This window comes from Camelimonas fluminis (assembly GCF_014656355.1).
GTDB lineage: Bacteria > Pseudomonadota > Alphaproteobacteria > Rhizobiales > Beijerinckiaceae > Camelimonas > Camelimonas fluminis.
In genome coordinates, this window is record NZ_BNCG01000007.1 from 131504 (window position 1) to 150782 (window position 19279).

The following is a 19279-nucleotide window of genomic DNA, read 5'->3' on the forward strand; positions in this document are numbered from 1 at the left end:
CAACAACGACACCGCCCTGCTCAACGGCTCCGGCGCGTCCATCACCACTTCCGCCCTCGGCGTCGGCATGGCCACCTATGTGGACGGTACGCAGAACAACACCACCGTTCTGAATGGCGGCACGGTTGATGCGGGCCTCGTCGGCCTCGTCGCTTACGTAAACGGCGACGCCAACAACACCGCTGTCGGCAACAACGGCGAGATCAAAGCGGTCGGCCTCGGCGCCGGCGCTTATGTGGACGGCAGCAACAACAATCTGTTCGTCGGCAACGGTCCGGACGGCAAGATCAATGCTGGCCTGATCGGCATGGGCGCCTATGTCAGCGGAGACAGCAACCGCATCGCCATGATCAATGCGCAGGGCGGCGTCATCAACGCTGATCCGCTTGGCGTCGGCATGGTCACCTACGTTAGCGGCGACCAGAACCGCGCCTTTGTTGGCAATGACGGAACGGTCGACGCCGGGGTTCTGGGTGTCGCCGGCTTCACGGAAGGCAACCGCAACCGCCTGACCGTCAGCAATGGTCCAGACGGCAGCATCGAGGCGCTCGGCATTGGCCTCGCCGGCGGCGTCAATGGCGATCGCAATCGCCTCGTGGTCAACAATGACGGCGGCATCGACGTCATCGGCGCCGGCGCTGTGGCTTATGTCAACGGCAACCGCAACCGCGCTGACATCAGCAACAGCGGCCACATTGACGCTGGCCTTGCAGGCTTTGCAGCTTATGTGAATGGCGATCGCAACCGGCTGGAGGCCACCAACGAAGCCAATGGCAAGATCCACACGGTCGGCGCTGGCATGGCCGCCTACATTGATGGCGACCGCAACCGCGCTTCGATCAGCAACGCCGGCGAGATCAGGGCCGGCCTGCTTGGCGCCGGCGGCTTCGCTGAAGGCAACAGCAACCGCCTGAACGTTGGCAATACCGGAACCATTGACGCGGTTGGCGTAGGTCTTGCCGGCGGCGTCAATGGCGACGACAACCGCCTGCGCGTTCGCAACAACAACGCCATCAAGGCCGCCGGCGTCGGCGCCGCGACCTACGTCGACGGCAACGGCAACAACGCCCGCGTCGACAACAACGGTCACATTGACGCCGGCCTGGTTGGCGTCGCTGCTTATGTGAACGGCGACGGCAACCGTCTCGTCGCGACCAATGACGGCGCGATCAACGCCCTCCTCGGCGCCGGCATGGCCGCTTACGCGGATGGCGACGGCAATCGCATCGCGCTCACCAACGATGGCCTCGTGAACGCGGGCCTCGCCGGTATGGCCGCCTATGTGAACGGCGACCAGAACCGCGCCTTCATCGGCAATGATGGAACGGTGAACGCCGGAATCCTGGGCGTTGGCGGCTTCGCCGAGGGCAACCAGAACCGGCTGATCGTTGACAATGACAGCGCGGTGAACGCCATCGGCGTCAGCATCGCCGGCGGCGTCAATGGCAGCGCCAATCTGCTTGACGTCCGCAATACCGGCCATGTCACGGCTGGCGTGCTCGGCGCGGGCGCATATGTGGATGGCGCCAGCAACGAAGCCCTCGTGATGAATGAGCAGGCGATCACCACATCGCCGCTCGGCGTTGGCATGGCCGCTTACGTCAACGGAACGCAGAACCGCACCGCCGTGATCAACCATGGCGGCGTGGATGCGGGCCTCGCCGGCCAGGTCGCCTATGTCAAGGGCGACAGCAACGATACGGCCGTGGTCAATTATGGCTCCGTCACATCGCTTGCCTTGGGCGCCGGCGCTTACGTGGACGGCGACAACAACAGCCTGTTCGTGGGCAACAGCCCAACCGGTTATATCGGAACCGGCCTGGTCGGCCTCGGCGCCTACGTGGGCGGCAACGGCAACCAGACGGAAATCCGCAACGCCGGCCACATTGACGCCGGCGTCGCCGGCGCCGCGGCTTATCTCACCGGCGATAACAACTGGCTCAACGCCGTCAACGAAGCCGGCGGCCAGATCCATACGGTTGGCGCCGGCATGGCGGCCTATGTGGACGGCGCGGGCAACCGCTCAGCCGTCATCAACGACGGCGATGTCGTCGCAGGCCTCGCTGGCGTGGCGACCTACGTGAGCGGCGACCAGAATCGCGCGTTCGTCGGCAATAATGGCGCCATCGACGCCGGCATCGTCGGCGCTGCGGGCTTCGCCGGGGGCAACCAGAACCGCCTGACCATCGATAACGATGGTTCGATCAAGGCTGTGGGCGCTGGCCTCACCGGCGGCGTCAATGGCGACGGCAACCGCCTGCGCATCCGCAACGAAAACACCGTCACCGCCGGCGGCGTTGGCGCGGCGGCCTATGTGGACGGCGCCGGCAACGACGCGAAGATCAGCAATAGCGGCCAGATGGACGCTCTCGTTGGCGCGGCGGCCCATGTGAATGGCAATGGCAACCAGGTCGCGATGGAGAATACCGGCGCGGTCAACGCCAGTATCTTCGGCCTGACCACCGTGGCCAACGGCGCTGGCAACGCGCTCAGCTTCGACAACAGCGGCCGGATCGTCACCGACGCCGTGGGCATCGGCGCGTTTGCCAATGGCGCGTCCAACCAGATCGCCATCAACACGTCCGGGACGATCACCTCGAACGGTGCCGGCGTGCTCGCCGCGACGGCTGGCGACAACGCCATCACCGGCGTCACCGCCAGCGGCGCCATCAACGCCCGCTATCTCGGCGTCGGCGCCTTCATCGCCGGAGACAACGGCGCTGTCAGCGTCACGGGCAACGGCCAGATCACCGCGCTGGAAGGCGTGGGCGTCGCTGCCGCCACCACGGGCGCCGGCGGCAACGTCAACGTCGCCATCGGGGGGCAGGTCACCGCGGCGGACGCAGGCATTTTCGCCGCCAGCAGCGGCGGCGTGGTCGCCGCGTCCACCGGCGCCGGCAGCACCGTCACGTCGATCACCGCTTCGGGCATGGAAATCCGCGCCGGTAAAACGGCGGGCGTGCAGATTGGCGGCGCCCTGCGCGGCGCTGGCGGCGCCAACACCCCTGTCATGAACGTCGACAGCGGCGCCGGCGCGGCGATCACCGTGGCCGCGGGCGGCTCGGTGGCCTCCAACCGCATGGCGTCTGACTTCATTGGCGCCGCCGGCGACCTGGCGATCAACATCACTGGCGCCAGCGCCAATCTGGGCAACGACGGCGTGATCATCGGCCGGGTCAACATGCCTGGCGGAACCAGCGTCTTTAACAACCGCAGCTCGAACAGCTGGTACGTTACTGGCGACAACAACTTCGGCGGCGGCGCCTCGACGCTGAACAATACCGGCCGCGTCGTCACCGCCTTCCAGGGCGGCGTCGCGGAAACCACCCGGTTCCAGCAACTCGCCACATTCAACAACGGCGATCCGACCGGCGCTGGCGCTGGCCTGGTCACCATGCAGGACGAGCGCCCCGGCGCCTCGCTCGGCGCCCGCGCCCAGCGCGATACGCTGCAAACCAGCGGCAACTACGCCGGCGTGGGCAATGGCCGCCTTGCGGTTGACGCCTGGCTCGGCGGCTCCGGCACGACGTCCGACACACTTGTGGTGGGCGGCACGGTCAGCGGCGTGACCCGTCTGGTCGTGAACGACGTCAACACCGGCCCCGCCGGGTTCAACCCGCAGGGCGTCACGGTTGTCGTCGCCCAGGGCGGCGCCACCTCGGCGGAAGCCGTTGTCCTGGATCCGTCCAGCGCCAACGCCATCCGCGCCGGTCGCAATGTCATCGACAAGGGGCTGTTCTTCTATGACGTCGCGCTGAAGCCTGGCGCCCAGGGCGGACAGGAGTTCGTGCTGGTCGGCGCGCCCGACAGCGAAGCCTACGAACTGCCGTCCCTCGTCTCCGCCGCGCAGAGCATCTGGCACGACACCACCGGCGTGTGGCTTGACCGTCAGGCAGACCTGCGCAACTTCCTTGCCAATCCTGGCAAGCCCGGCAACGTCACCCCTGGCGTCTGGGCAAAGGCTGTCGGCTCGTGGGAGAACCGTGACAGCAGCGCCTCCATGGCTCTGCAGAACCGCTTCTACACCTACAACACCAGCTACAACCGCAACACGTTCGGTCTGCTGGGCGGCGTCGACTTTGGCCAGGAGAATGTGGCCCGGCCAGGCGACGCCCTGGTGTTCGGCCTGATGGGCGGCTACATCTCGTCGAACCTCGACTTCAAGACCTCGCCGACCAGCGCCAACTATCAGGGCGGCACGGCCGGCGTGTACGCCACCTACCTCAACAGCGGGTTCTTCGTGGACGCGCTGGCCAAGGTGGACCTGCTGAACATGGACTACCGGGCGCCGTCGCTCGCGACCATCCAGGGGCTGAACACGACCACGCTCGGCTTCACGGTTGACACTGGCTACCGCTTCAACCTGGGCGCCAACTACTTCGTCGAACCGGTGGCCACCCTTTCCTACGCCCGCACCACGATGGACCGCCTGCTGGCCCTGCCTGGGGCGGTGGCCAAGTTCGGCAACAACGACAGCCTGCGCGGCAGCCTTGGCGCCCGCGTTGGCGGCAATATGGTCCTGAATGACGCATATCGTCTGGAAGCGTCGTTGACCGGACGCGTCTGGAACGAGTTCCGTGGGGTCAACAAGGCGCTGATCCTGAGCGACGGCGTTCCGCTTGGCGTCGAGGACAATTTCCGCGGCGCCTTCGGCGAGATCGCCGGAACCGTCAACGTCTATGGCGCCAGCACCGGCTGGTCGGGCTTCGTCAGCGCGAGCTACAAGTTCAACCGCGACCTGTCCAACAGCTCCATCAAGGGCGGCGTCCGTTACCAGTGGTAACCCCAACACGCGATCGGAGTGGATCCGGTGCACCAGATTTCACCGGATCCAGCCTCCCTGACAGACGCATTTTTCCGGAGAGGTCCCCGCTACCTTTCAGGAAGATGTCCAGGAAACAGAAAGGGCCGCCCTTGGGGCGGCCCTTTTTCTTGCAGTTTTCAGATCGGGCCTGTCGGAGGCTGGGCGGCGGCGACGCCCAGTCCCTGAAGTCCGCGCCCTACTGTCGGTTGGCGCCAGGCATGGTGGTCCGGAAAATGCACAACAAAAGGCGTCAGGAACGGCCTGGCCGTTTTCCTTTCGGCTTGTCGCCGGCGCCAGCCGGGCGCGGCCCTTTGGGCGGCCTGCCGCTCTTCCCCTGTCCCGACGGCCCGGCGTCGCGTGATTTCCACGGCGTGGCCTTGCCGCGATCCGCCGTCCCCTCCGGAGCTCTCTCCTGGGTCGACTCGTCCCGAAACTTCTTGCCCTTGAACGGCTTTTCGTAAGGCGCACGATCATGACGCGGCTTGCCGCGAGGCGCCCCGCGCCCGGGACGCGCCGGCCCACCCGCCGGGGGACCACCCGGCAATGGCTCGATCATCACGTCCTCGCCATCCATTTTGCGCGAAATCTTGGCAAAACGGGCCGCAACGGCAGGGCTGACCTCAAACGCCGTTTCCTCATCGAAAATGCGAATGACGCCAATATCCTTGCGCGTCGCGTTTCCGCGCCGACAGATCAGCGGCAGCAGCCATTTCGGATCAGCGTTCTGGCGTCGGCCGACATTGAGCCGGAACCAGACCCCGCCACCTGAAGCGCCGCCAAAATCCCGGTCGGCGGAACGATCACGCGCGGCGCGCGATTCGCCCGGATCGGACACCTCTTCCGGGGCCGGCAGACCCGAGCGGTAGAGACGCGCCAGCGCGCCAGCCAGATGCTCCGCCGGATAGGTCGCAAGCAACGCAAGGCCGGCGCTGGCGTCTTCCTCACCCGGTTCTTCGGTGATCAGCGCATCGCGCAACATACGCTCGTGATCGAGCTTGCGGATATCTTCCGCGGTTGGCGCCCCCGACCATGTCGGGGTGACGCCGAGACTGCGCATCAGGTCATCGGTGCGGCGGCGCCGGAACGGCGGAACCAGCAGCACGCTCACGCCCTTGCGGCCGGCGCGGCCGGTGCGGCCGCTGCGATGCTGCAAGGTTTCGGCGTCGGTCGGCAAATCGGCGTGGATGACCAGACCCAGATTTGGCAGGTCAATGCCCCGCGCCGCCACGTCGGTGGCGACGCACACCCGCGCCCGCCCATCCCGCAGCGCCTGCAGGGCGTGGTTGCGCTCCTTCTGGGTCAGTTCGCCGGACAGGGCCACAGCCGAGAACTGCCGCTCCTGGAGCATGGCGTGCAAGCGGCGCACCACCTCGCGCGTATTGCAGAACACGATGGCGGTCGGCGTATCATAATAGCGCAACACATTGACCACGGCATGCTCGACCTCCGTCGGCGCGATGCGCATGGTGCGATATTCGATGTCGGCGTGTCCGCCTTCCGCGCCCGCTACCTCGATGCGCAGGGCGTCGCGCTGGTAGCGTTTGGCCAGCGCGGCGATGCCGCGCGGCATGGTGGCGGAAAACAGCAGGCTGCGCCGCTCCGGCGGCGTCGCGTCGAGAATGAACTCGAGATCCTCGCGGAAACCAAGGTCGAGCATCTCGTCGGCTTCATCGAGCACGGCCACGCGCAACGCTGAAAGATCGAGGCGGCCGCGCTCAAGGTGATCGCGCAACCGCCCGGGCGTGCCGACGACGATATGGGCGCCCTGGTCAAGCTGGCGCTGCTCCTGACGCGGATCCATGCCGCCGACGCAGGAAACGATGCGGGCGCCGGTGGCGGCGTAGAGCCACATGAACTCCCGCTGGACCTGCAGCGCGAGTTCACGCGTGGGGGCGACCACAAGGGCCTGCGGCGCCGTGGCGTGGCCGAAGCGTTCTTCAGAGCCCAACAGGGTTTCGGCCATGGCGAGGCCGTAGGCGACGGTCTTGCCAGAGCCCGTCTGGGCCGACACCAGCAGATCACGGCCAGACGCCTCGGGCGCCAGCACGGCGAGCTGTACCGGCGTTGGGTTATTGTACTCCCGCTCCGCCAGGGCATGGGCAAGAGCCGGATTTGTGGTCATGAAGGGCACGGCTGGTTCCGCCTGTCTCGCGTTGTCGTCCGGCGTCAAAGGGGAGCCATCGGAAAATTTCTGGAACGCCTTATTAGTCGGATGAACGCGACGACGCCACAGTCACATGGCGCGTTTTTACAGCGCATATCGACGCTTCCGTGATTGCAGGGAAAAACATCAGCCCGCCATGGCGATGTGCAGCCGCTCTGAACAGGTCGGCCCGCGCCGTGCAATCCGGCGGAGGCGCTCGCGTGGGACAGGACGCCTGGAAATGGTCAGGCAGCGGAGACGGCCGGGTTTGCAAGGCTCAGATGCATGTCTTTGAAGACGCGCCGCCCGGCGTCTGGCGTGGAAGCCGGTGGAGAAACTCCGCCGGCTTCCATGGGTCTCAGTCCGCCGCCTCCAGAAACGCCTCGATTTCAGCGGCGCATCTTGTTGCCTGCGAGAACAGGAAGAGATGACCGTCCTCAAGCACGGTCAATTTGCAGTCCGGAATCAGTCGCGCCATCACGCGGGCATTGATCACAGGCACGATCGGGTCATCATCTCCAGCCAGGATCAACGTCGGCGCACGCACCAACGGCAAAAATGGCAGACTGTTCCAGCCGGTCAGGGCAAGCTGCTGAAACAGGTAGCCGCGCCGCCCGGGAGCCCGCGACAGCGTATTGAACTCTTCAAACAACTCCGGTGAAGTTCGCGCCAAACCGCCATACAGCGCGCCAAAGTTTTCCTTCAGATACGACGGATCATTGAACCGCCGGGGCGTCGCCATTTTGAGCAGAACGCGGGGATCGCCGGGAATCATCAGGGCGCCGGGCGTCGTCGCCGCCAGTATGACGCGGCGGCAGCGGGAGCCCATCTGGACAGCAAACTGCTGGGCCAGCGCGCCGCCCCATGAAACCCCCATGACGTCAACGCGGTCATGCCCCAGCCTGTCGAGCAGGCGCCCGGTCATGCGCGCCAGCATCCATAGCCGGTAGGGCCAGCGGGGCGCGGGAGAATCCCCCGCGCCGGGGATATCGAAAATGATCACCTTCCGCGCCGGATCCAGGCAGTCAACAAACGGAGTCAGCAGTTCAAGCCGCGAGCCGATGCCATTGAAAATCAGCAACGGCGTCCGCCCCTCACGACCCGGCCATATGGCCACGCGCAACTCCTGGCCGTCGATCCGGTGGCGACTGATCTCCGGCTGGCGCACGGCTCCCATAGCCGCGCCAGCCTGCTCTTTGCGTGTATTCAAACCAGCTCTCATGATGTCTTCATCCGGTCACGACGCCTTCTCGTAAACATAAGCTCCCGGCGCCGCGCCCAGCGGCGGATGGGCGCTGTCGCCCGGTTTCGCCGGCGCGTCGACCAGCGCGCCCGAACGCGCGTGATACCAGGCGACGTAATGGGTCCACCAGGTGTCCTGCACTTTTTTGGCGCCTTCGAACCAGCTCTGGGCGTCCCCGGACATGTCGGGATTGGTGAAATAGAAGGCCTTCGGACTGCCTGGCGGCGAGACAATTGTCTGGATATGACCGCTGCCGCCAAGAACAAACTGGCAGCGGTCGCCCAGCATCTGCGCCGAACGATAGACGGTTGGCCAGGGGCAGATGTGATCGGTGCGGGCGCCGACGACGTAACTGTCGAAATCGAACCTGGAAATATCGGCGATGGGCGTGTCCCGGAACGTCTGGGCGCGGGGCGTGACCAGCGGATTGCGGGCGATGAAGGCGTTGAAATCGCGATTGAACTGCGCCGTCATGCCCGTCGCGTCGGAGTTCCACGCCAGCACGTCAAACGCCGGCGGCCCCTCGCCCATCAGGTAGTTGTTGACCCAATAGTTCCAGATCAGGTCATTGGGACGCAGCATGGCGAACAGCAGCGTGAATTCGTCGGCGCTGATGCGGTCGCTTTTCTTGACGAATCCCTTGTTCACCCGGGTAACCCTGGCGTCCATGAAGTCGCCAATCGTCGGCGCGTCGCCCAGGGCCTTCATGTCAAGCGGGCCGACGAACAACGCCAGTGAACCAATGTTTCGCTCTTCTTTGGCGGTATAATAACCGGCCAGCGAGACAACCAGCGGGCAGGCGCCGCACACGCCGAACAGATGCGGATCCTTGACGCCGGTAATGTCCTGCACCGCCCGCACCGCCTGATCCATGGCCTCCATGTAGGCGTCCATGCCCCAGTTGTCGTGCTCCGGCTTCGGATTGCGCCAGACAATGGTGAACACCGTCATCTGGTTCTTGATGAGGTGCTCGATCAGGCTTCGCCCCGGCGCCAGATCGAAGGCATAGTATTTGTTGATGATCGACGGGATCACGAGGACCGGGCGTTCGTAAACCTTTTCAGTTTGCGGCGCGTATTGCAGCAACTCGAACAGGTCCGTGCGCAGCACGACGCTTCCGGCCGTGGCGGCAAGATTCTCGCCCACCTTGAAGGGGCGGGTGTCGACCTGCGAAGGCACCGGACGCCGGGCCGTGAGGTCGCTCACCCAGTTCTGGTACCCCTCGATCAGACTCCTCCCGCCGCTTTCAATGGCGCGCTTGAGCGCCGCCGGGTTGCCAAACAGGAAGTTCGTCGGCGCGAACGCCTCGCTCACCTGCATCAGCAGAAATTTGGCGCGCCGGGTTTCCCGTTCGTCAAAACCGGCCCGGTCCGCATAATTCTGGAGGGACTGCGACCACGCCTTGTGGGCTTCAAGCAGGCGCGTGTAGAAGCCGCTCTGACGCCAGGACGGATCGGTAAAACGCTTGTCCCCGGCGGTCAGATCCGTCCCGGATGGTCCGCGGAGCATGATCCCGGCCAGTTGCGCATATAATTTGAAGCCTTCGTCGGCCACCAGCGCCGGTTGCTTCAGCGCCTGGAGCCAGAGCCTGATGCCCGCGTCCTGCAACTCGCTGAGACGCATTTCGCCAAGAAGATTCTGCCCGCCAACCGCATCCATCGTGTCGTCGGCGTCAGCGCTGCCTTTATCATGCTTTTTATTCATGTCGCCTCCCTGCAGCGTGGTCTGCTGTCAAAAGCGCCGTCACCCCGGTCATCGTTTCCGGACGCCCCGCGGCGCGCCGCCATCGGGGGAACCGTCCCGCAAATCACCGGAAATTCAGCGCCTTGCCCTCGAACATGCCTTCGCGCGCGTCCGGCGGAAGCACGGACATCCGCCCAGTTCCCTGATGTGAAGACGCCTCCCTTCATTTCGCGCCGTCGCGAGCCCGGCCGGTGGCTTCAAAGATCAGGCCCGACGCACGGCGCTACCGTGATCAAACCGGAGGTCAGGGATTTTGGACATCGTCGGAACCGACGATGCGCGCCATGAAAATGCGACTTGCGCCGGGGAACGTTGTGAGCATCGCATGCTTTGTGACTTCACAAGGAAATGAACAGCAGCGCCTCGCCGCAACCCGGCTTGTAAACCAGAAAAACACGCGCCTTCCCCGGAGTCGTTGGTGAAGCAAGAAACACTGCAAACTCTATTATTTAGGCTGCCACACTGGAATACCTGCAAATAGCCATTCAATGGTCAAGAACACGCTTCGTTCAAGATATCGACACAGAGGCGCCATACTGTTGCATATCCAAAGATCGTTTCTTATGAACGGTCGATTGCTGAAACCTGCGGTTATCACTCTGCATTTGGTTCACAATCCAACCGGAAAGGCGTGTAGTTATGGGCTTTGGGGACGCAATACGGACGGTTCTGAAGGAAAAATACGCCACCTTCTCAGGAAGGGCGTCGCGCTCTGAGTATTGGTGGTTCCAGTTGTTTTACTGGCTGGCGTTCACCGCCGTCGCCATCGTTTTCGGCGGATTGGGAGCTGTTCTGTCCGGCGGCGACGGCAACGCCGCCTCGCTCTACATCGCCATTGGCGTCCCCATCGGTCTTCTGGCGCTCGCCACGGTCGTGCCGCTGATCGCGCTGCAGGTCCGCCGCTTCCATGACCGCAACCTGTCGGGCTGGTGGTATCTGCTGCTGGTCGTGCTGGGCGTCATTCCCTATCTGGGAATTGTCTTCAGCATCGCCATCCTGGTCATCTCCATTCTGAAAGGCACGGACGGCCCCAACAAGTTCGGCCCAGACCCGCTCCGGCCTGAAGCGACCGCCGAGGTCTTTGCCTGAAGCATGAAGATCCGGATCGTTGTCCTGCTGATCTCAGGTCTGCTCGCCAGCCTGGCGCCGGTTTTACAGCCGGCGCGGGCGCAGGACAGCGCGGCGGTCCAGGGACAGGGCAGTCCGGCCGCAAGCAGCGAATATGTTGAGCTTTGCCGGCGGCGCGGCGTCCGCTGCAAGCTTGCCTATTCGGAGAAGACCGTGGACAGCCCGGCGATTGCGTCGCCCCGCGCGCCCGCCATCATCAGCGGCCCGGCGGCGCCGCTGCTGGCGCTGGCGGCGCTCGCCGTGCTTGTCGGGTTGTGGCTGCGGTTCGGCGGCGGCGGCGTGCTGCTGTCGTCGGCCCCCCGCGACATGAAACAGCAGCGAACGGACGCCCCCGAGACCTGGCGCGTCAACGATCACGAGGCCGACGAGCGCCCGGAACAGTTCCTGCTACGGATCGCCGCCATGGAAGACCGCAAGCTGGCGCTTGTCCAGTTGCTGCGGCGATGCCTGCTGCATGCGGCGGACGCGACGGGAACGCGCCTGTTTCGCTCGGACACCGAGCGCGCCGTTCTCGGGCGTCTCCCCGCAGACATGACGGGCCGCGATCGTCTGGAGACGCTGCTGGCCGGAACCGAGCTGGCGCACTATGGCGGACGCACCCCTGCGGAAGCCCAGTTCAGCGTGCTTCTCGACGCCGCGCGCGACCTGCTGGCGAGCGGAGCCGGCCGCCATGCGTAAGGCTGCTCCGCTGCTTGTGCTGGTCCTGCTTCTCGGAGCCGCCGCCGCGCTGGCGCTGCTCGCACGCGGCAACCGGCATGACGACCGCACGGTAATCGGCAACAAGGGCCTGGAGTTATGGCTTCAGGCCAATAACATTCCTGTTCTCGGCCCGGCGGCTGTCAGCAACCAGCCCGCCTCCGGTCTGTCCCTGCGCCTCCTGCCCTTGCATGCGCCGGCAGAAGATGCGCCGTCCTCCCGGTCGGGAAAGAAACCGACCACCCCTTCCCCCGAGTCCGCCAATCTGGCTGGCAAGCTTCAGGAACTGCCGACGCTGGTCATCCTGCCGAAATGGAGCGCCGCCATCCTCAGGAACGAGACGGCGCAAGGCGCGTCGCTGGCGTCGACCGCCACGATTTATGGCCAGCTCAGACAGCTCGATCTTTCACGTCTGCGCCTGCGCCGTCTCGGCCCGGGGTTCGAGGAGGCGTGGTTCTCGCCAGCGCCTGACCGCCCGCCCCAGGATGGCCAGAGCCGCGCCAGGCTCTACCGGGCGCAGTTGTTCGATCGCTCCACCCTGCCGGCCCATTGCGATGAACTCGCCGGAACGTCAGCGGGCGCCCTGCTGCTGCGCTGCGAGGACGACGCCAGCTTTTACCTGCTGTCCGATCCGGATTTGCTGAACAACCATGGTCTGACCCAGGGGGACAACGCTGCGTTCGCGCTGGCGCTGATCAGGCGGTTGCGGGGCGGCGGCGAGGTCCGCCCGGTCTATCTCGACACCGGCGGCCCGCTACTGGACGGCGACGGCGACGGAGCGACGGATGAGGGGCGCAGCTATGAGCGGTCCGCTGCTGAATTCGGGCGTCTGCTGTCCTGGCCGCTCTCCATGATCTGGAGCGCGATCCTGCTGGTGACCGCCCTGTGTCTCTGGCGCGGCGCTTACCGGTTTGGGCCGCCCATGCGGAGTGGCGACGCCGCGATGGACATCTCAAAGGCCACAGCCGTGGCGGCCACGGCGCGGCTGCTGCGCCTTTCCGGCAATGACGGCCGCATGGCGGCGCAGTTCGTTCACAACCTGCTCGCGGACCGGGCGGTGGCCAGGTTCGGCCCCGGCGCGGGAACTGACGCCGGCATCGACAGGCTGTTCGGGCATTTCGCCCGCCGCGACGCCGCCGCCGCCCAGGCCCTGCGCGCCGTCGCTGCGGCGCTGATCGAAGGCGGGCCGGCGATGGGCCGTCAGGATCTGCACAACAACCTCGACAGGTTCAAAACTTTACTGGGGAGCATGGACGTTGGACCTTGATGAATTTCGCACTCTGGTCACGTCGGTCCGTGAGGAAATCGGCAAGGCCGTGCAGGGGCAGAACGCCCTGATCGACCTGGTTCTGATTTCGGTCTTCGCCCGCGGCCACTGCCTGGTCGAAGGTCCGCCCGGCACGGCCAAAACCTTGCTGGCCCGTGCGGTCGCGGCGGTGATGGATCTGACCTGCCGCCGCATCCAGTTCACGCCGGACCTGATGCCGGGAGATGTTCTTGGCGTCAATCTGTTCGATTTCCAGACCAGCCAGTTCCATCTGACCCGGGGGCCGGTGTTCACGGACATACTGCTGGCCGATGAAATCAACCGCGCGCCACCAAAAACCCAGTCGGCGCTGCTTCAGGCGATGAACGAGCGCATGGTGACCATCGACGGGACCGACTACCCGCTCGGGCCAGACTTCTTTGTCCTGGCGACGCAGAATCCGATCGAGCAGCAGGGCACCTATCCGCTGCCGGAAGCGCAGCTTGACCGGTTCCTGTTCAAGCTCGTTGTCGATTTTCCCGACCGGGAGACCGAAATCGCCATTCTGGACAAACACGCGGGCGAATCCCTGCAGACCGACGCCCGCGAACACGGTCTCCAGCGACTGGTCGCCAGCGAAACCCTGGCCGCCGGACGGGCGCTGGTCGACCGGATCCACATCGACAGGGCCATTCTCGCCTATGTGGTCGACCTGATCCGCGCCACCCGCTCCGATCCGGACATTCTGCACGGCGCCTCCACCCGCGCCGCCGACGCGCTGGCCGCGGCCGTTCGGGTGCGCGCCGCCTTTGAAGGGCGTGACTACGGCTTGCCGGATGACGTCCAGGCGTTGTTCGGGCCGGCGTTGCGCCACCGCATCGTGCTGTCGCCGGCGGCGGAAATTGACGGGCGCACCACGGAAAGCGTCCTGGCCAATATCCGGAACCGCGTTGACGCCCCCAGATAAATGCGCCCCTCGTCATACCTTGTCGCACTGGTTCTGGCCCTGACCGCGGCGACCGTGATCATGAGCCTGTGGCTGACGGACCCCGGCCAGGCGCTTGCCTGGATGTGGGGGACGCTTGTCGCCTTCGTGCTGGCCGATCTGGTTATTTCGGCCCCGACGCGCCGGTTGGGCGTGGAGGTCGATCTGCCGGTTCAGGGCTTCGTGGGCCAAACGGCGGCCATGCAAATCAGCATTCAGCCAACGCGTGGTTTCCTGCCCAAACAGCTCGCGGCGCGACCCGACCTTGACGCGGAAATTGCGCCAGACGGCGACGGACAGGTCATCCTGGCGCCGGCCGCCGATAGCGCGCGAACGCATATCCGCCTGGATCTGCCGCTGCGACGGCGCGGCCGCTACGCCGTGCGGGCGCTCTGGCTGCAATGGCCGACGCGGCTGCGCCTGCTGGAGATTATCGCGTCAACGCCAGTCAACCATGAAATCCTGGTGTTGCCAGACGTGTCTCCGGTGCTGTCAGGCGCGATTCACACCCAGATTCTGCCCCTGCAGAATGGGCAGAAGGACATGCGGCTGCGCGGCGAAGGATCAGAATTCCATCAGTTGCGTGAGTTCGCGCCCGGCATGGACCCGCGCAGCATCGACTGGAAACGCTCGGCGCGCGTGCGTGATCTGGTCGTCCGCGAAACCCGGGCGGAGCGCAATCACCAGATCATCCTGTGCGTTGATTGCGGGCGGCTCATGGCCGAGCAACTGGCCGGATTGCCAAAACTCGATCGCGCCATCAACGCGGCGCTCGCCATGTGCTGGGCGGGCGGGCTCGCCGGCGATCTGGTGGGCTTCTACGGTTTTGACAGCCGGCCGCGTCTGTTTGCGCCCGCCCTTCCGGGCCGGGCCGCCTTTCCCAGATTGCAGACGCTCTGCGCCCAGCTGCGTTACGAAAGCCTCGAAACCAATCACACCCTTGGGCTGACCCATCTGTCCGGACAACTCCGGCGGCGGTCGCTGGTGGTGATCTTCTCTGACTTTGTCGACAGCATCACCGCCGAGCTGATGGTCGAGAACATGGGCATTCTCGCCCGGCGCCATTTCATCGTCTATGTGACGCTGCGCGATCCAGCCCTGGCGAAACTGGTGGAGCCGGATGACATCACGCCCGACAGCATCGCCCGCTCCGTCGCCGCCCGCCAGATCCTGCAGGAGCGGCGCGCCGTCATGGAAAAGCTGGCCCGCCTTGGCGTCCTCTGTCTGGACAGCACGCCGGAAACGCTGACGACGGATCTGGTCGCGCATTACATGGACATCAAATCCCGCGAGCTGATATGAGCACTGCCGCCGCCAACAGCACCGATACGCCAGCCCGGGCAGACGCAGCCATCCAGGGCGACCTGCTGCGCTCGGCGCGCTTCCGCATGGAGCGCGAGCAGCACTGGCGCCGGCTCGACGCGCTGGTGACGCGCGCGGAAAAGCAGGGCGCAGCTTCCCTCAGTTATGACGATGCCCGCGACCTCGCCGCCGAATACCGCCAGGCCATGAACTCCCTGAGCGTGGCGCGCGACATCTCGCTGGACCGGGCGCTGCTCGCCTATCTGGAAAGCCTCTGCTCTCGCGCCTATCTGGTTGTCTACGCTCCCCAGGAAACCTTGGCCGGCCTCACCCGACGCCTCCTGCTGCATGGCATTCCGCAGGCTGTCCGGCGCTCGGCGTTGCCGCTGTTCATCGGCTTCCTCGCTTTGGCCCTGGGGGCCGTCGCCGGCTACAGGCTGTTCATGGATGATCCAGGCTGGTTCTACACCTTCGTGCCGCCGGATCTTGCTGACCAGCGGACGCCGGACGCATCGGCGGCATGGCTGCGCTCAACGATCTATGGAAATGAACATCACGACGCCGACGGGCTGACGACGTTTGCGTCCTTCCTGTTCTCCCACAACACCCGCATCGCCATTCTGATCTTCGCATTGGGCGTGTTCCTGTCGGTTCCCGCATTCGCGTTGACCTTTTACAACGGGCTGGTTCTGGGCGCCTTTTTTGGCATGTTTGCCCGGCGCGGCCTCGGCTTTGACCTGTTCGCATGGCTTTCCATCCATGGCGTCACCGAGCTTGCCGCCATCGCCATCGCCTGCGCCGGCGGCGCCAGACTTGGCCTCGCCATTCTGCTGCCCGGCCTGCGCACCCGACGCGAAGCCCTGCGCCATCAGGCCCATGACGCCGTCAAGCTGGTGATCCTGGCGGGGCTGATGCTGATCGTCGCGGCGTTTATCGAAGGTTTTCTGCGGCAACTGGTGCAGGCTCCGGCATGGCGGCTGGCCATTGGCTGGGGTACCGGCGCGCTATGGGCCGCGTGGCTGCTGTTCGCCGGTCGCCCGGCAAAAGCGGCGGTCAAAACGCCAGCGAGGCCATCCCCGTGAAACAGGCCGCCAGGGATCAGGAGCGCATCGAGCAGTTCACGCCGCCCGAAGGCGTGCCGGTGAATTTCGTCATCACCTCGCTGGGCGCGCGCCTCGGCGCACAATGCCTCGACCTGCTCCTGACCTGTCTGGCCGTGGTCGTCTTCGCCGTCATTCTGGCCTGGAGCAACCTCCTGCCGTCCGAGACGGAAAAGATGGTGATCGTGCTGCTCGCATTCATTCTGCGGGTTCCCTACTACATCCTGTCAGAACTGGTCTGGAACGGACGCACCCCCGGCAAACGCATCGTCGGCGTCCGGGTGATCAACGTGAACGGACGACGGCTGACCCCGCATCAGGTCACCGCCAGAAACCTCATGAAGGAGGTGGAGTTCTTCACCCCCCTGACGATGATGTTCGCGGCCCCGTTCATGTCTGGCTGGAGCATCGGGCTGACGCTTGTCTGGGTGCTGACGATCCTGATCGCGCCGTTGGCCAACCGGCGACGGCAGCGACTGGGCGACATGGTCGCCGGGACGCTGGTCGTGGACAATCCACGCACGACGCTGCTGCCGGATCTCGCCGTGTCCCTGGCCCCCGCAGGCGCAACGTCGGTCGCCGCGTTCGATTTCCACCCCGATCATCTCAACGTCTATGGCCGGTACGAATTGCAAACGCTCGAGGACGTGCTGCGGAGCCCGGCCGACGGGATTAACGCGGCTGAGACGGCCCGGATCGCGCGCACGATCATCCGGAGAACCGGCTACGACGGACCAGTGCCCCCGGGGCAGGAGCGCGCCTTTCTCATCGCCTTCTACCGGGCGCAGCGCGAGCACCTGGAAAAGCTGCGCCTGTTCGGAACCAGCCGGGAGAACAAGCACCATCTCGCCACGCCCCCTGCGGCCGGCGCGCCGGGCGCCGGGAAGGCCTGAGCGTCTCGCCCTGGGCGCCGCGTCGGGGAAACCTCATGCTGTGGGAATCCCGGAGCGACGTTTCGCGTTACCGGCCGCCGGTGCTAAGGATGGCGCCTGAGAGGGCGCTGGATGAAGGTCAACATCGACATGGGCGCCGCGGCCGGCCGCGCCGTGGCGGATCTGGATCTGGAAGAACTGCTGGCGACCCGCCTGCTGGTGCAGGGAAATTCCGGGTCCGGCAAGTCGCATCTGCTGCGCCGCCTGCTGGAACAGAGCGCGCCCTGGGTGCAGCAGTGCATTCTCGATCCCGAGGGTGATTTCGTCACCCTCGCGGACAAATTTGGCCACCAGGTCATCGACGCCGCCCGTACTGAAGCTGAACTCACGCGCATTGCCGGCCGTGTCCGCCAGCATCGGGTCTCCGTCGTGCTCAATCTTGAGGGCCTCGACGTCGAGCAGCAGATGCGCGCCGCTGCCGCCTTTCTCGGCGGCATGTTCGACGCCGAGCGCGACCACTGGTATCCCGTGCTTGTGGTGGTCGACGAGGCGCAACTGTTCGCCCCGGCGGTCGGCGGCGAAGTGTCCGATGAGGCGCGCAAACTCTCGCTCGGCGCCATGACCAATCTGATGTGCCGGGGCCGCAAGCGTGGTCTTGCCGGCGTCATCGCCACCCAGCGCCTGGCCAAGCTGGCCAAGAACGTGGCGGCGGAAGCCTCCAACTTCCTGATGGGCCGCACCTTCCTCGACATCGACATGGCGCGCGCCGCCGATCTGCTCGGCATGGATCGACGCCAGGCCGAGATGTTCCGCGATCTCGGTCGCGGGAATTTCGTCGCGCTGGGGCCCGCCCTGTCGCGCCGGCCGCTCAAGATCACCATCGGCCCCGTTGAAACCTCCGCCCGCTCGGCCAGCCCGAAGCTGATGCCGCTGCCCGATGCGCCAGAGGACGCCCGCGACCTGATCTTCACGCCGGGACCGGAAGAAGCCACGCTGGCCGTGCGCCGGCCGCCGCCGCCGCGACCCGTGCCGACGGCGGATATCCTGGCCCAGCTGTCCCAGCCAAAGCCCGCGCCCGAGCCCCCCGCCCAGCCAGTCTTCGCCATTATCGACGAGACCGAACGCGAAACCGGCATCGACACGGTGTTGCGGGAGATCCTGGAAGACCCGGACGCGGCGTTCCGCTCCGACGCCGTGCTTTACCAGGATTTCCTGGTGCGCTGCCGCATCCGGCGTGTGCCAGGCGAGCCGCTGGCGCTCCCGGCCTTTCGCCGGCGCCTGGCCGTCGCCCGCGCTGGCGTTGACGAAAGCACTGGCGGCGAAACCTGGGCCATGGCCCTGTCGCTTTCCGAAACCTTGCCCGACGATTTGCAGGGCATGTTCCTGCTCGTCGCCCGCGCCGCGATCAACAAGGATCCCTGCCCATCCGACGCGACCCTGGCGCGCGCTTATGGCAGCCACTCCCCCCGGCGGGCCCAACGTCTGCTTGCCTACTTTGAAGAACGCGGTTTGCTGGTCGCCCGCACGGATTTCCATGGACGGCGGGTGCTCGCCTTTCCGGACCTTGGCTGCGAAACCGGCCCGGGACACCCGGACGCGCCGGATACGCCGCAACGGGACGCCGCCGAATAAAGCGCGGCCCCAGGAGTGACGCCTGCGAACAGACGCCTGGAGGGGATTTTCCAGGCGCGCGTCCAGACCGGGCCCGGCCGCACGCCGGGCCGCGCCCTTTCATCCCAAATCACATCTGGCCAATGACGGCCGGATCGGCCGGACGAACCCACGCGCATGACTGGCCTTCGCCCCAGCGGCCCATCGCAGGCGGGCGACGGAGGAGCGCATGCGGGCGAATGGTCCGCCTGGTTTCAAAATAACGGACGGTCTTCTCTTTTTTTGCGACCCGGAAAACAGGTGTTCAATGTATGCTGGGCGCGGCATTGTGAATCATTCGGGAAATATTCGGGTTAGCATGGGCCCGGGGCGCTTCGGGCCATCCCGACAGGACGCGGTGAAAAAA

12 protein-coding genes are annotated in these 19279 nt (G+C 65.6%); 9 read left to right on the forward strand and 3 right to left on the reverse strand.

The window, feature by feature from the left end:
- On the forward strand, window positions 1-4783 hold a 4783-nt coding region (locus tag IE243_RS23110), incomplete at its 5' end, for a beta strand repeat-containing protein (RefSeq protein ID WP_194624592.1).
- A gap of 271 nt (window positions 4784-5054) precedes the next feature.
- On the opposite strand, the gene IE243_RS10520 is transcribed toward IE243_RS23110, so the two are convergent.
- From IE243_RS10520 to IE243_RS10530, 3 genes are all read right to left on the reverse strand, one after another.
- Window positions 5055-6926: a DEAD/DEAH box helicase gene (locus IE243_RS10520; protein WP_191319383.1), complete on the reverse strand. Its 1872-nt coding sequence runs from the start codon at window positions 6924-6926 to the stop codon at window positions 5055-5057.
- A gap of 379 nt (window positions 6927-7305) precedes the next feature.
- A complete protein-coding gene (phaZ, locus tag IE243_RS10525) occupies window positions 7306-8157 on the reverse strand; it encodes a poly(3-hydroxyalkanoate) depolymerase (protein WP_210319834.1) in 852 nt (283 codons plus the stop codon).
- A 27-nt stretch (window positions 8158-8184) separates the two neighbouring features.
- Window positions 8185-9894 (reverse strand): alpha/beta fold hydrolase, encoded by a 1710-nt coding sequence (locus tag IE243_RS10530; RefSeq protein ID WP_191319329.1) that lies wholly within the window; start codon window positions 9892-9894, stop codon window positions 8185-8187.
- A gap of 678 nt (window positions 9895-10572) precedes the next feature.
- Here IE243_RS10530 and IE243_RS10535 point away from each other — a divergent pair.
- The 8 genes from IE243_RS10535 (at window position 10573) to IE243_RS10570 (ending at window position 18894) form a co-directional block, all read left to right on the forward strand.
- Window positions 10573-11022, forward strand: coding sequence for a DUF805 domain-containing protein (locus tag IE243_RS10535; RefSeq protein WP_191319330.1), 450 nt, complete (start codon window positions 10573-10575; stop codon window positions 11020-11022).
- A 3-nt stretch (window positions 11023-11025) separates the two neighbouring features.
- The gene (locus IE243_RS10540; protein ID WP_191319332.1) at window positions 11026-11739 is read left to right on the forward strand and encodes a hypothetical protein; all 714 of its coding nucleotides are present in this window, start codon (window positions 11026-11028) and stop codon (window positions 11737-11739) included.
- A complete protein-coding gene (locus tag IE243_RS10545; protein ID WP_191319333.1) occupies window positions 11732-13024 on the forward strand; it encodes a hypothetical protein in 1293 nt (430 codons plus the stop codon). The genes IE243_RS10540 and IE243_RS10545 overlap by 8 nt, the downstream gene beginning before the upstream one ends.
- Window positions 13014-13970 carry an AAA family ATPase gene (locus tag IE243_RS10550; RefSeq protein WP_191319335.1) on the forward strand — a complete coding sequence of 319 codons (957 nt, stop codon included), beginning with the start codon at window positions 13014-13016 and terminating at the stop codon, window positions 13968-13970. The genes IE243_RS10545 and IE243_RS10550 overlap by 11 nt, the downstream gene beginning before the upstream one ends.
- Entirely contained in the window at window positions 13971-15290 is a 1320-nt protein-coding gene (locus tag IE243_RS10555; protein WP_191319337.1) for a DUF58 domain-containing protein, read from the forward strand.
- The gene (locus IE243_RS10560; RefSeq protein WP_191319338.1) at window positions 15287-16372 is read left to right on the forward strand and encodes a stage II sporulation protein M; all 1086 of its coding nucleotides are present in this window, start codon (window positions 15287-15289) and stop codon (window positions 16370-16372) included. Before IE243_RS10555 ends, IE243_RS10560 begins: the two co-directional genes overlap by 4 nt.
- The gene (locus IE243_RS10565; RefSeq protein WP_244643057.1) at window positions 16369-17283 is read left to right on the forward strand and encodes an RDD family protein; all 915 of its coding nucleotides are present in this window, start codon (window positions 16369-16371) and stop codon (window positions 17281-17283) included. The genes IE243_RS10560 and IE243_RS10565 overlap by 4 nt, the downstream gene beginning before the upstream one ends.
- A gap of 111 nt (window positions 17284-17394) precedes the next feature.
- On the forward strand, window positions 17395-18894 hold the full coding sequence (locus tag IE243_RS10570) for a helicase HerA domain-containing protein (RefSeq protein ID WP_191319342.1): 1500 nt from the start codon (window positions 17395-17397) through the stop codon (window positions 18892-18894).
- Window positions 18895-19279: the final 385 nt, after the last annotated feature.